Annotated in this window: 12 protein-coding genes; 5 read left to right on the forward strand and 7 right to left on the reverse strand. The window is 71.5% G+C overall.

Going from position 1 to position 13,147, the window contains the following annotated elements; genetic code table 11:
- Window positions 1-20: 20 nt before the first annotated feature.
- Complete coding sequence (locus ACFVXE_RS07295) at window positions 21-830, forward strand: SGNH/GDSL hydrolase family protein (RefSeq protein WP_389670020.1); 810 nt, start codon at window positions 21-23, stop codon at window positions 828-830.
- Between the two features lie 18 nt (window positions 831-848).
- On the opposite strand, the gene ACFVXE_RS07300 is transcribed toward ACFVXE_RS07295, so the two are convergent.
- Entirely contained in the window at window positions 849-2,525 is a 1,677-nt protein-coding gene (locus ACFVXE_RS07300) for a protein kinase (protein ID WP_389670021.1), read from the reverse strand.
- Between the two features lie 244 nt (window positions 2,526-2,769).
- Here ACFVXE_RS07300 and ACFVXE_RS07305 point away from each other — a divergent pair, with 244 nt between their 5' ends.
- Window positions 2,770-3,033 carry a hypothetical protein gene (locus tag ACFVXE_RS07305; protein WP_389670022.1) on the forward strand — a complete coding sequence of 88 codons (264 nt, stop codon included), beginning with the start codon at window positions 2,770-2,772 and terminating at the stop codon, window positions 3,031-3,033.
- A 79-nt stretch (window positions 3,034-3,112) separates the two neighbouring features.
- Here ACFVXE_RS07305 and ACFVXE_RS07310 read toward each other — a convergent pair whose 3' ends face one another.
- Window positions 3,113-4,309, reverse strand: a complete 1,197-nt coding sequence (locus ACFVXE_RS07310) for a CaiB/BaiF CoA transferase family protein (RefSeq protein ID WP_389670023.1) — start codon at window positions 4,307-4,309, stop codon at window positions 3,113-3,115.
- Window positions 4,310-4,478: 169 nt separating this feature from the next.
- Between ACFVXE_RS07310 and ACFVXE_RS07315 the strand changes: the two genes are divergently transcribed.
- Both ACFVXE_RS07315 and ACFVXE_RS07320 read left to right on the forward strand, forming a co-directional pair.
- Entirely contained in the window at window positions 4,479-6,179 is a 1,701-nt protein-coding gene (locus ACFVXE_RS07315) for an amidohydrolase (protein ID WP_389670024.1), read from the forward strand.
- Window positions 6,180-6,287: 108 nt separating this feature from the next.
- Window positions 6,288-6,896: a TetR/AcrR family transcriptional regulator gene (locus ACFVXE_RS07320; protein WP_389670025.1), complete on the forward strand. Its 609-nt coding sequence runs from the start codon at window positions 6,288-6,290 to the stop codon at window positions 6,894-6,896.
- Between the two features lie 13 nt (window positions 6,897-6,909).
- Here the strand turns inward: ACFVXE_RS07320 and ACFVXE_RS07325 are convergent, their stop codons facing one another.
- Both ACFVXE_RS07325 and ACFVXE_RS07330 read right to left on the reverse strand, forming a co-directional pair.
- Window positions 6,910-7,731: an ABC transporter permease gene (locus ACFVXE_RS07325; protein ID WP_389670026.1), complete on the reverse strand. Its 822-nt coding sequence runs from the start codon at window positions 7,729-7,731 to the stop codon at window positions 6,910-6,912.
- The gene (locus ACFVXE_RS07330) at window positions 7,728-8,705 is read right to left on the reverse strand and encodes an ATP-binding cassette domain-containing protein (RefSeq protein WP_389670027.1); all 978 of its coding nucleotides are present in this window, start codon (window positions 8,703-8,705) and stop codon (window positions 7,728-7,730) included. The genes ACFVXE_RS07325 and ACFVXE_RS07330 overlap by 4 nt, the downstream gene beginning before the upstream one ends.
- A gap of 65 nt (window positions 8,706-8,770) precedes the next feature.
- Here ACFVXE_RS07330 and ACFVXE_RS07335 point away from each other — a divergent pair, with 65 nt between their 5' ends.
- Window positions 8,771-9,478: a TetR/AcrR family transcriptional regulator gene (locus ACFVXE_RS07335; RefSeq protein WP_389670028.1), complete on the forward strand. Its 708-nt coding sequence runs from the start codon at window positions 8,771-8,773 to the stop codon at window positions 9,476-9,478.
- A 52-nt stretch (window positions 9,479-9,530) separates the two neighbouring features.
- Here ACFVXE_RS07335 and ACFVXE_RS07340 read toward each other — a convergent pair whose 3' ends face one another.
- The 3 genes from ACFVXE_RS07340 to hmgA form a co-directional block, all read right to left on the reverse strand.
- Window positions 9,531-10,754, reverse strand: a complete 1,224-nt coding sequence (locus tag ACFVXE_RS07340) for a type ISP restriction/modification enzyme (protein WP_389670029.1) — start codon at window positions 10,752-10,754, stop codon at window positions 9,531-9,533.
- Between the two features lie 74 nt (window positions 10,755-10,828).
- On the reverse strand, window positions 10,829-11,614 hold the full coding sequence (locus tag ACFVXE_RS07345; RefSeq protein WP_389670030.1) for a GntR family transcriptional regulator: 786 nt from the start codon (window positions 11,612-11,614) through the stop codon (window positions 10,829-10,831).
- Between the two features lie 64 nt (window positions 11,615-11,678).
- Window positions 11,679-13,016, reverse strand: coding sequence for a homogentisate 1,2-dioxygenase (gene hmgA / locus ACFVXE_RS07350; protein WP_389670031.1), 1,338 nt, complete (start codon window positions 13,014-13,016; stop codon window positions 11,679-11,681).
- Between the last annotated feature and the right edge of the window lie 131 nt (window positions 13,017-13,147).

Consider the following 13,147-nt stretch of genomic DNA (forward strand, 5'->3'; position numbering starts at 1 on the left):
GCCGGTCCAAGGGAGATTCCATGAAAATGTCCAGACTCGTGGCGTTCTCGTCCTCGCTCCTGTTAGGTGTCGTACTCGCGTTGACGGGGGCGGCGACCGCGAACGCCGCAACGTCCCTCCAGGCCGTCGACTACGTCGCCCTGGGCGACTCGTACTCCTCGGGGGTCGGGTCCGGCAGCTACGACAGTGCCAGTGGCGACTGCAAGCGCAGCTCCAAGGCATACCCCGCCCTCTGGGCAGCCGCCAACTCGCCGGCCTCGTTCGCCTTCAACGCCTGCTCGGGCGCCCGTACCGGTGATGTGACGGCCGGACAGCTCGCCTCGCTCTCCTCCTCGACCGACCTCGTCTCGATCTCCATCGGCGGCAACGACGCGGGCTTCGCCGATGTCATGACCACCTGTGTCCTCCAGTCGGAGTCCACCTGCCTCAGCAGGATCGCCACCGCCCGCAGCTATGTCGGCACCACCTTGCCCGGCAACCTCGACTCGGTGTACTCGGCGATCAGTGCCAAGGCGCCGTCCGCCCATGTCGTCGTCCTCGGTTACCCCCGCTTCTACCAGCTCAGCGGCAGTTGCCTGGCCGGCCTGAGCGAGACCGAACGCGCCGCCATCAACAGCGCCTCCGACTACCTCAACGCGACGACCGCCAAGCGTGCAGCCGACCACGGCTTCAGCTTCGGGGACATCGCCACGAAGTTCACCGGGCACGAGATCTGCTCGTCCAACGCCTGGCTGCACAGTGTGAACTGGCTCGACATCGGCGAGTCCTACCACCCCACCGCCGCCGGACAGTCGGGCGGTTACCTGCCCGTCCTCAGTTCGGCAGTCTGACCTGAGCGTATCTCCGGCTCAGTCCTCCGCCGAGGGGGAGGCCCCGCCCGTCGGGGTCTCCGTCAGGCAGGTCACCGAGAAATCCACCCCGTTCGACGTGACCGCGACCGGACTCCTGACCTCCAGCCTGATCGTCCCGTGGTAAGGCGCATCCTGTCGGTACGTCAGCTCCGTGTGCGGCACCTTCTTCGAAAGTCCGTCGCCGGCGCCGAAGGAGAGTGACTGCCAGCCGGGGTCGGAACTCGTCCCGTCCTTCAGCACCCACCGGTACTCGACCTCCGCCGGGGTGCGTCCCAGGGTGACCGTCGCCTCGACCGCCGGTGCCTCGGCGTGCGGTGGTGGGCAACCGCCCTCGTAATCGCCGCGCACCGGGGTGAGATAGACCGTCACGGTCTGCGGCGGCCTGCTCGTACTGCCGTGGCCGGCGCCGCCGTCGGTCGCTGTGCCGCCCCCGTTCGTGGCGTCGCTGCTGCTCGGCGATCCGCCGGTGGCCGACGTCCCCCGGGTGGCGGGCGCCGAGGGCGGGGCGCTGTTGGTGGCACCCTGGCCGCTGCCGCTGCTCAGGCCCTCCGGGTCGTCGCCACCGCCCTTGTGCCCAAGCGTCCAGGCGATCCCGCCGACCGCCAGCACCAGCACCACCACCCCCGCGGCGAGCAGCGCGACCGCGCGACGCGGCCGCTCCTCGGAGGCCGTCGGGTACCCCGGGGAGGGAGAGGAAACCGTGGGGCGCGGCGACGGCGTCGCGGGCATCGGCGTCCGGGGTGTCGCCGTGGAGGCCGTCATCGTCGCACCGTACGGATCCGGCGTACCGGTGCCGGGGGGCTGCGGACTCCCGCCCGCGGCGACGATCCGCAGCTGACGCCCGGCCTCCTCGGCGGAGAGCCGCTCGGCGGGATCCTTGCGGAGCAGGCCCTCGACGACCGGAGCGAGCGGGCCGGCCCGCCGCGGCGGTGGCAGCTCCTCGTCGACCACCGCCCGGAGCGTGTTCAGCGGGGTGTTCTGGCGGAACGGTGAATTGCCTTCGGTGGCGGCGTACAGAAGCACTCCAAGGGACCACAGATCCGACTCCGGACCAGGCGTGCGCCCCAGCGCGCGCTCCGGTGCGAGGAACTCCGGTGAGCCGATCAGCTCACCCGTCATGGTGAGTGCGGAGGTTCCCTCGACCATGGCGATGCCGAAGTCCGTCAGCACCACCCGCCCGTCGTTGGCGATCAGCACGTTGCCGGGCTTCACATCGCGGTGCAGCACCCCGGCGTCATGGGCGCTGCGCAGTGCGGCCAGTACCTCGGCACCGATGTGCGCCGCCCTGCGTGGGGCCATCGGCCCCTCGGCGTCCAGCACGTCGGAGAGCGCGAGGCCGCGGATCAGCTCCATCACGATCCACGGACGGGAGTCCTCGGTCGCCACGTCGTAGACGGTGACCACGTTGCGGTGCGAGACCCGGGCCGCCGCCCAGGCCTCCCGCTCCAACCGCGCGTAGAGCCGCTGGATGTCGGAGGACGGCAGCCCCGACGGGGCGCGGACCTCCTTCACCGCGACCTCGCGCCCCAGTAGCTCGTCGCGCGCCCGCCACACGACCCCCATCCCACCCTGGCCCAACGGGCCCAACAGGCGGTAGCGGCCCGCGATCAGTCGGTCGTCGCCCGGCACTTCGCTCACGGTGATCCCCCATATCCGCTGGAGTGTCGGCAGCACGGCGGAAACCTCTCCACGCTAGCTCAGAAAGGCCCGTTCCAGACCCCGTTGCGCAGCAATCCGCCGCTGCGGGTGATCCGGTCCCGATCTGTCCAACTCGCCCTGGAATCGAGCGAATTATGGAGCCCGTCGTCAACCTCCGTATGTGTGTGCTCAATCCGGCAACCGGGATACACGAGTGTCATCGTGGGGGGATAGGGTTAACCTGCCCGGGCCGGGTGCCCTCGTACGGGTGGGGAGTGACATGGAACAGATAACGGTGCGCAGCAGGCCGCGTGTGCCTGCCATCACATGCGGGAGCAGCGCGACCAGTACGCGCCTGGACCGCCATCTCGCAGTGCTCGGCGGCCCCGCCGTGCCGCAGCGTGAGGTGGCGGAGGCGACGTTGCTGATGCGCGAGCTCACCTCGCGTGACGCCGCGCACACCCGCCGGAGCAGGAGCGCGCGTGTCTCGCTCTTCGCGCCGCTGCGGCGACTGCGACGCTCGCTCTTCGGTGGCCGCCACTGAGCCGACGGCCCGTCACCACCGATCCGGCCCCCGACCCGACCGCCGGCCCCTGACCGATCCGGCCCGCCGCTCGGGCCGCTCAGGCGATCACGCCGTCCCGGCGCAGCTCCGCTGTCTGCTCGTCCGTCATCCCCGCGGCCCGCAGCAGTGTCTCGGTGTGCTCGCCGAGCGCCGGTACGGCGCCCATCCGCGGTTCCGGTCCGCCCGGCAGTGTGATCGGCGGCAGCATGGCCCGCAGTGGCCCGACCGGTGACCCCACCTCCCGCCACCGGTCCCGCGCGGCCAGCTGCGGATGCGCCGCCACGTCCGCCACGGTGTTCAGCCGGGCGCAGGCGATGTCCGCGGCGTCCAGTCGGGACACCGCCTCCTCGGTGGTCAGCGCGGCCATCGCGGCCGCCACCACGGCATCGGTCCGTTCCCGGTTCGCGGTCCGTGCGGTATTCGTCGCGAACTCCGGATCGTCCGCCAACTCCGGCTTCTCCAGCACCTGTTCGGCGAGTCGACGCCACTCCCGGTCGTTCTGCACGGAGAGCAGCAGCTGTTCCCCGTCCGCTGTCCCGAAGGCGTCGTAGGGGGCGATGACGGGATGCGCCAGCCCCGTGCGCGCCGGGGTTTCGCCCCCATGCATCCGGTGGTGCAGCGGATGCCCCATCCACTCGGCCAACGCCTCCAGCATCGAGATCTCCACCGGGCCGCCGAGCCCGGTGGCTGCCCGCCGCAGCAGCGCCGCGAGCACCCCCGAGAACGCGTACATCGCGGCAGCCACATCGGCGGCGGGCACCCCTGCCTTCACCGGCCGGTCCGGCGTCCCGGTGACGGACACCAGCCCCGCCTCGCACTGCACGAGCATGTCGTAGGCCCGTTTGTGCGCGTAGGGTCCGTGCGCGCCGTAGCCGGAGATGTCGACGGCGACCAGCCGCGGGTGCGCGGCGCAGAGCGTGGCGGCGTCCAGCCCCAGCCGCGCGGCCGCCCCCTGGGCGAGGTTCTGCACGAACACGTCGGCGTCGGCGACCAGTCGGCGTACCACGGCCAGACCGCGTGGATCCTTGAGGTCGACCGCCAGGGACTCCTTGCCGCGATTGCACCAGACGAAGTGGGAGGCGAGCCCGCGGGCCGCGGTGTCGTACCCACGGGCGAAGTCGCCGCCGTCCGGGCGCTCGATCTTGATGACGCGGGCGCCGAGATCGGCGAGTTGCCGGGTCGCGAACGGGCCGGCGACCGCCTGTTCGACGGCGACGACGGTGATCCCGTCGAGCGGGAGGGGCTGAGTCTTCATGAGCACCGTACCTACCGTGTACGTAACAACTTTGTCATCCCGAGATGTTGACGTCGAAAACTTCCAGGGCCATGGTGCTGATCGTTTGGCAAGTACACGGCACCTCACCCCCGGAGGCGTATACATGTGTGACCTGCACGATCAGCATGAGCACACGCACGACGCAGCGATGGCAGCCGGACCGGTACTCAGCCGCAGACGGATCGTGCAGTTGCTCGGCGCGGCAGGGGTGACCACGGCGGTGATGACGGCCGACGCCGATCCGGCGATGGCCGCGGCCTCCGAGGCGGCCGACGCCGTCTCGGACGACGGCTACGAGGCTCCGAAGGGGCTGGCGCAGGACAGCCCGGCCAAACAGGCGGCGATCGGCTGGATCGACACCAACAGCGCCCGGATCACCGGGCTCAACGCCGAGATCTGGGACCACGCCGAGCTCAGCCTGCGCGAGTGGAACTCCTCGCTCGCCGAGGCCGGCTTCCTGGAGAAGGCGGGATTCGACGTCGAGTTCGGCACCGCGGGCTTCCCCACCGCGTTCACCGCCACGTACCGCTACGGCAGTGGCGGCCCGGTCCTCGGCTTCAGCGGGGAGTACGACGCGCTGCCCGGCCTCTCGCAGAACAAGGGCGTCGGCCACCACGACCCGCGCGAATACATCCACGACCCGTTCGCCCCCGGTTACGGCCCCGGACACGGCTGCGGGCACAGTGCGCTGGGAACGGCGGCCGCGGCTGCGGCGGCAGCCGTCGCCCAGGCGGCGAAGAAGCACCAGCTGCCCGTCACCGTGAAGTTCTTCGGCTCGACGGCCGAGGAGGCACTGATCGGCAAGACGTACGCCGTCAGCAAGGGTGTGTACGACGGTCTGGACGCCTTCCTGGACTGGCACCCCTCCACCGCCAACGCCACCGGCTGGGGCACCACCACCGCGATGACGGCGGTGACGTTCACCTTCCTCGGGGTCGCCGGGCACGGCGGAACGCCGCTCGGCAACAAGAGCGCGCTGGACGCCGCCGTGATGATGGCAACGATGTCGGAGTTCCTGCGGGAGGAGAACCTCGCCCCGTCGGGACGGCTCCACTGGGTGATCAACAACGGCGGCGACATCCCCAACGTCACCCCGGAGATCGCCGAGATCTCGTACTACGTGCGCGAGGGAAGCCCGGCCCGGGTGCAGGTGCTGCTCGACAAGGTGATCGCCGTCTCCGAGGCGGCGGCGAAGGCCAGCCAGACCACGGTCGGGCACCGGATCACCTCGGCCTGCTGGAACCAGCTGCCTTCGAAGTCCTTCGCCGAGCTCCTCCACGCGAACATGACGCGGATCGGTCCGCCGCGCTTCACCGACGAGGCGCACCGGCTGGCGAAGGAGCTCCAGGAGTCACTGGGCCTTCCGGCCGTCGGCATGCACGACGAGGTCGGCGCTCTCACCCCGCCCAACCCGGTCTTCATGGGCGGCGGTTCGACCGATGTGGCGGACATCAGCTGGAACGTGCCGACGGTCTCGATGGGCGCCGCGCTCGCCCCGATCGGCACCAAGATGCACACCTGGTCGACGGCGGCGTGCGCGGCCGCGGCGCCCGGTGAGGCGGCACTGATCGCGGCGGCGAAGTACCTGGCCGCGACGGCGGTCGATCTGCTCACCCGGCCGGAGCGGCTCGCGGCGATCAAGGCCGAGTTCACGGAGCGCACCAAGGGGGTGGTGTGGAAGACGGCGCTGCCCGACGGCTATGAGCCCCCGATGTACGAGCCGCCGGCCTGGTTCCTGAAGAGGACCGGGCAGAAGTGGCCGCCGGCGAACATCACCTGGCCGCCGAAGCGGGTGGTGTCGCACGAGAAGTTCTCCTCGCTCGGGCCGGAACTGAAACCGCTCAAGTAGGCGGCGGGGCACCGGGCCGCGGCGCCGTGGCCCGGTGCCGAGGTCCGGGTTCATGGGTCGGCCGGGAGCCGAAATAATTCGGCACCGAAGTACTTCTACACTGTGCGCATGTCCGACAAGCGAGCAGCGCGCCTCAGCCCCGACGCACGGAGGGCTCAGCTGGTCGCCATCGGCCTCGACCTGCTGGCCGACCGGTCACTGGACGAGCTCTCCACCGACGAGGTGGCGCGGCGCGCGGGGATCTCCCGCGGCCTGCTGTTCCACTACTTCGACTCGAAGCGCGACTTCTACCGCGCCGTGGTGCGGCAGGAGTGCGACTGTTTCGCGGCGGCCACGGAGCCGGACCCCGCGCTGGAGCCCGTTCCCTGGCTGCGGTCGTTCATCGCCGGCTTCGTGGCGTACGTACTGGAACACCGCAAGGTCTATCTGGCCCTGGTCCGCGGCGCCGCGGGGGGCCACCCCGCGGCGGAGGACGTCGGCGAGCGGACCCGGGAAACCCTCGCCCGGCGGGTCGCGGAGGGGCAGCGCAGGCTCGGTATGCCGGACTCACCGCGGCTCTCGCTCGCCAGCCGGGCCTGGATGGCGTTCGCCGAGGAAGCCATCACCAACTGGCCGCTCGGTGAGGCGGACGCGCCGACGGAGCTGTGCGCCTTCCTGGAGTCGAGCTTCATCCGTCTGCTCGGCGCCCTGGACCGCCCGAGCGCGCTGACGCCGTGAGACCGGGGCCGGGTCACCTGCCGCCGCGCGCGTGACGGCGCACGGCCAGCGGTACGAACAGCGCCAGCAGCGCCACGCACCAGAGGAGTGTGCCCGCCACCGGGTGGGCGACCGGCCACGCGGCGTCCGCTGCCGGTGCCGCGTTGCCGAACAGGTCGCGGGTGGCGGCGGCCGCGGCGCTGATCGGGTTCCACTCCTCGACGGTACGGAGCCAGCCCGGCAGATTGCCGGTCGGGATGTACGCGTTGGACAGCAGCGGCAGGACGAAGGTGGCGCTGCCCAGTTGCCCCGCCGCCTCCTCGTTGCGGATCAGCAGTCCGAGCCAGCACCCCACCCAGGACGTCGCGAACCGGAAGAGCAGCAGCAGCCCGAACCCACCGAGCGCGGCGATCGGACCGCCTTCGATGCGCCAGCCCGCCGCGAGCCCGGCCAGCATCAGCGGAACCATGCCGACGGCCGTGGTCAGCAGGTCGGCGGCGGTCTGCCCGAACGGCACCGCGGAGCGGCTCATCGGCAGCGTGCGGAACCGGTCCATCACCCCGCGGTCGCAGTCCTGTGCGGCCGAGAACATCCCGGTCATGATGCCGTTGCCGGCGGTCGCCGCGAGCAGTCCCGGGACCAGGAAGGCGCGGTACTCCTGTCCCGGTACGGCCAGGGCGCTGCCGAACACGTACCCGAAGAAGAACAGCATCGTGATCGGCATGGTCTGGGTCAGGATCAGCACCCCGGGAGAGGCCTTGATGCGTTGCAGATGGCGTCCCAGCACGGCCAGGCCGTCCGCGAAGGGCGTGTTCACGGCGGTGTGGTGCTCGCCCACCGATGTGCTGCTGCTCATGCTGCCGTCTCCTTCGGGGGTGGGGAGGTGCGGTTGTCGCCGCGGCCGGTCAGGCGGAGGAAGACCTCGTCGAGGGTGGGCGGACGCAGGCTCGCGTCGATCACCGGCACGCCCGCCGCGTCCAGCTCGCGGACGATCCGGGGGAGGGTGAGCGTGGTGTCGGTGGCGACGACGCCGACCGTGCGGCGCTCGGCCGCGAGCACCGGTTCGGCGCCGGTGAGCCGGTCCAGTACGGCTGCCGCCGGGAGCACCGCCGACGCGTGGGCGACGACGACCTCGGCGTACGAGCCGATGCGCGCCTTCAGTTCGGCGGGGGAGCCCCGGTGGGCGGCCCGGCCGCGGTCGATCAGCACGATGTCGTCGGCCAGCCGGTCGGCCTCCTCCAGATACTGCGTGGTGAGCAGGACCGTGGTGCCGAGTCCGGCCAGTTCGCGGACCGCCGCCCAGATCCGGTTGCGGCTGTGCGGGTCGAGTCCGGTGGTCGGCTCGTCCAGGAAGAGCACCTGCGGCCGTGTCAGCAGGCTCGCGGCCAGGTCCAGACGGCGGCGCATGCCGCCCGAGTAGGTGCGGGCCGGGCGGCCGGCGGCCCCGGTCAGTTCGAAGCGGTCGAGGAGTTCGTCGGCGCGGCTGCGCACGGCCTCGCCGCGGTACCCGAGCAGCCGGGCGAAGAGCCGGAGGTTCTGCCGGCCGGAGAGCTCGCCGTCGACCGAGGTGCTCTGCCCGGCCACCCCGATCGCCGCGCGCACGGCGGCCGCCCCGCGGACCACGTCGTGCCCGGCGACCCTGGCGCTGCCGCCGTCCGGGGAGGTCAGCGTGGTGAGTACCCGGACAGCGGTGGTCTTCCCCGTGCCGTTCGGCCCGAGGACTCCGCAGACGGTGCCCTCGGCGACGGCGAGATCGAGCCCGCGCAGTGCGTGGACGTCCCCGTAGCGTTTCTCCAGACCTTCACTAAGTACGGCGTACGTAGTTGTCATGCAGCTCACCGTACCGCACTACGTACGGTGTACGTAACTAATATGGTGAGCGAGGTGATTGATCGATGGTGGGGCGACCCGCTGTACCCGAAGTGATCTGGGCGCGCCCCGAGCGTGCGGGCCGAGGCCCGAAGCCCGCATTCAGCCGCGCCGACATCGCGGACGCCGCCGTGCGCATCGCCGACGCGGACGGGCTCGACGCTGTGTCCATGCGGAAGGTGGCGGCGGAGCTCGGCTGCGGCACCATGTCGCTCTACAACTACGTCCCCCGCAAGGAGGACCTCAACGAGCTGATGCTCGACGCGGTCAGCGCCGGGTACGACTACCCGGAGCCGAGCGGCGACTGGCGCGGCGATCTCGTCGGGCTCGCCCACCAGACCCGCGCGATGATGCACCGCCACACCTGGGTGCCCCGGCTGATGTCACCCGTCTACGGCTTCAGCCCGAACGCCCTGCGCTACCTCGAGTACGCGCTGAGCTGTCTGGACGGGGTCCAGGCGAAGTTCGGCGAGAAGATGGAACTCATCGCCATGGTCAACGGTGTGATCACCACCTATGTGGCCAACGAGATCGCCACGGCCGAGCGCAGCAGGTCGCTGCCCTGGTCCGAGGAGCAGGAACACGCCGTCCGCACCGGTTATCTGCTCAGCCAGATCTCGACCGGGAAGTACCCGAGGATGGCGGCGGGGTTCGCCGAGGACTCCGGTCCGATCGACCTGGAAGGGGTCTTCGAACGGGCGCTCCGACGGGTGCTGGACTCCTTCGGGCAGTAGCGCCGCCCCACTCCCGGGGCGGTGAGCCGGACCGCCGCCTGTACGGAGGCCGTCACAGCAACGCGAACTGCCCGTCCGGGCCCTCCTCCTGGTGGTCGAGTACGGACGCCGGCCGCCTGGCCGCGGCCGGGACCGGCAGGACACCTGCCGCACGGAGCTCCTCCGGTGCGATCTCCGGTCCCTGGGCCAACTCCTCCTGCCGGGGGCGGAGTCCGGCGAGAAGGCCGAGTACGGTGACCAGCTCCAGCAGCTCCGAGGTCCACTCCTGGGGCCAGACCGGTGGGCGCAGGGCGTCCAGACCGTCCTCCGGCTCCGCCGCGGCCGCCGTGCGTCGCCCGAACCAGAGCTCCAGCATCCGCACCCCGCCGACCCGGAACTCCCAGGCGCCCGGCGGTACCGGCGAGATGCGGCCCGTACCGAGCACGAGCGTCTCGCTCGTGGCGTCGTACTCCAGTGTGGTCGGTGCGGCCGGCACGGCGGCCCGCACGTAGGGCCGGCGCCCGCCGGGCATCCGCGGACGCTCCCTGCCGCCGGCGCCCCGCAGCTGGACCCGGAGCAGCTCCCGGCCCAGCTCCACCCCGGCCGACCAGCGCGAGGTGTCGGCGGGCAGCGGCACAGCGCATCCGGCGGGAGAGTGGCGGGCGGCCGTGGCGATCCACGCCAGCAGGGACTCCGCGGTGACCGCGTCCCCGTGCCGGGCCCGCAGCAGCGTGAGCAGACCGGGCGCCAGATTGGGTTCGAGCCCGCCTGGCCTGCGATACAGCGGCCGGATCCGGCCGGGACGGCCCGCCGGGGAGTGCCCGTCCGGCAGCAGCGCCGTCACGGACACGGCCGGACCGGTGTCCTGCGGTAGGTACCCGTGCTCGACGGCGAAGAGCTGGTGGGAGTCGGCGACCCGCCACAGCTCCGGGCGGGCGGCGTCGATCAGCCGGTGGTCGGGGATGAGCCACTGCTCGTCGAACGGTCCGTGCAGGATCCGTACCGGCTCGGGGCACGGCCCGGTCTCCCGGGCGAACCGCACGGTGGAGGCGGCCTGTCCGGGCAGCGCCGCGGCCGGGGTCCGCGGGGTACGGGAGCGGGTGGGGCGGAAGAGCCGTTCGCGTTCGGCGCCCTCCGCGCGGACCAGCCGCTCCCAACGGGCCCTGAGGGAACCGGCGTCAGGCCCGGTCACCCAGGGACGGCCGGTGCGCAGCGGTCGCACGGACCATGGCATGAGGTCGTCGAGCAGGGGTACGTCCTCGTCCGCGCCGGATCCGGCGCCCGCCCGTGCTGCCACCGTGTCGTCCTCCCCGTCGCCACGTCCGCCGCCCCAGGCATCGTAACGGCGCCGGTGCATGGCGCGGGGTGCGGTCAGTGCGCCTCGACCGTCACCGAGAACGAGAACCGGTCCCCGCGGTACCGGATCTGCGCCACGTCCACCACCCGGCCGCTGTCGTCGTAGGTCACCCCCGTGTAGAAGAGGATCGGGCTGAGCAGCGGGACCCGGAGGAGTTCGGCGGTGGCCGGGTCGGCGAGCCGCGCCTCGACCGTGTCCGTGATCCGTGCGATCCGGACGCCGATCCGGTCGCGCAGTACCTTGGTCATCGGCCAGCGTTCGAGATCGGCGATGTCGAGCCGGGCCGCGACCTCGGGATGCACGGCGTTCTCCGCCCAGTTGGTGGGCTCCCCGCTGTCACCGTCGCAGCGCAGCCGCCGGTAGCCGGTCACCTCGGTGCAGTCCGGGAAGTACCCGGCGAGGTCGCCCGGCAGCGCGAGCGGACCGTGGCCGAGGACCGTGGTGCGCTCGCCCGACTGCTGGGCGACGATCGCATCGACCGAGCCGAGCAGTCGCACCGGCGACCCCCGCCGGGCGCGCGGCTCGATGAACGTGCCGCGCCGCCGGTGCCTGCTGATCAGCCCCTCGGTCTCCAGCTCCTTGAGCGCCTGCCGCATCGTGAGGACGCTGACACCGTAGTGCGCGGCGAGCTGCTCCTCGGTCGGCAGCCGCAGCGAGGCGTCCTGGGCGCGGCCGAGTATGGAAGCACGCAGCGACTGCGAGACCTGGTACCACAGCGGCAGTTTGCGGTTCAGGACCAGCGAATCGGGGGCGAAGGCCACCGTCTGGGGTGTCTTGGGCAGCTGAGGCACCTGGGTCACCTGGAATCTCCGTACTGCGACACTGCGGACGCGACGATCGGGGGCCGGGAAGTGGCGGCGTCGCCTACGGCCGGAAGTTGCGTTCGAGACCCTGCCACACGTCGTCGTACCCGCGCTGCAGATGACCGGCGGTCGCCGCCTGTCCGGTCGCGGTGACCGGCCAGCGGGTCTCGAACATGAAGGCAAGGCCGTCGTCGATCTTCTGCGGCTTCAGCTCCGCCGCGCTCGCCCGGTCGAAGGTCTCCCGGTCCGGACCGTGTGCCGACATCATGTTGTGGAGTGAGCCGCCGCCCGGTACGAAGCCGCCCTTCCCGGCAGTCTTCGCGTCGTACGCGCCCTCGATCAGCCCCATGTACTCACTCATCACGTTGCGGTGGAAGTACGGCGGCCGGAACGTGTCCTCGCCCACCAGCCAGCGCGGCGCGAACACCACGAAGTCCACACCGGCCAGGCCGGGGGTGTCGGAGGGCGAGGTCAGCACGGTGAACACCGACGGGTCGGGATGGTCGTAGCTGATCGAGCCGATCACATTGAAGCGGCGCAGGTCGTAGACGTACGGGGTGTGGTTGCCGTGCCAGGCGACGACATCGAGCGGCGAGTGGTCGTACGTCGCGGACCAGAGGTTGCCGCAGAACTTGTTGACCACCTGGACCGGGCGGTCCGCGTCCTCGTACGCGGCGACGGGGGCGAGGAAGTCCCGTGCGTTGGCGAGGCCGTTGGCGCCGATCGGCCCGAGGTCGGGGAGGGTGAACGGCTGCCCGTAGTTCTCGCAGACGTAGCCGCGCGCGGATCCGTCGAGGAGTTCCACCCGGAAGCGGACGCCGCGTGGGATCAGTGCGATGTGGCCGGGTTCGGCGCGCAGCAGGCCCAGTTCGGTACGGAGCAGCAGACCGCCGCGCTCCGGGACGATCAGCAGTTCGCCGTCGGAGTCGCTGAACACCCGGTCCGTCATCGACGTGTCGGCGTGGTAGAGGTGCACCGCCATTCCGGTGCGCTGAGCGGCGTCACCGTTGCCGCCGAGGGTCCACAGGCCCGCCAGGAAGTCCGTACCGGCGGCGGGCTCGGGGAGCGGGTCCCAGCGCAGCCGGTTCGGATCCGGCACGGACTCGGTGAACGGAGCGGTGCGCACCGCTCCGTTGTCGATCCGCACGAACGGCGGGTGGATGGCCGAGGGACGGATCCGGTACAGCCAGGAACGGCGGTTGTGGGCGCGCGGTTCGGTGAAGGCCGAGCCGCTCAGCTGCTCGGCGTAGAGCCCCAGGGGTGATCGCTGCGGGGAGTTGCGGCCGTGCGGCAGCGCCCCCGGCACCGCTTCCGAACTGTGCTGATTACCGAAGCCGGCGGAGTGCGCGAGGCCTTCCGCCGTCTTCCTCGCCTGTTCGATGCCGCTGGTGCCGTCCATGCCGCGCTCCCGGTGCCGAAGGAATCCTATGGGTAACCGTAGGAATCAGAGTGCGGCGCGTCAACGGTGCAGCGGCGGCGCGCCGGAGGGCCGGCGGCGATCGTGCCCGGACGCTCCGGTCCGCCCCGCGC

Source organism: Streptomyces sp. NPDC058231, assembly GCF_042882275.1.
Taxonomy (GTDB): domain Bacteria; phylum Actinomycetota; class Actinomycetes; order Streptomycetales; family Streptomycetaceae; genus Streptomyces.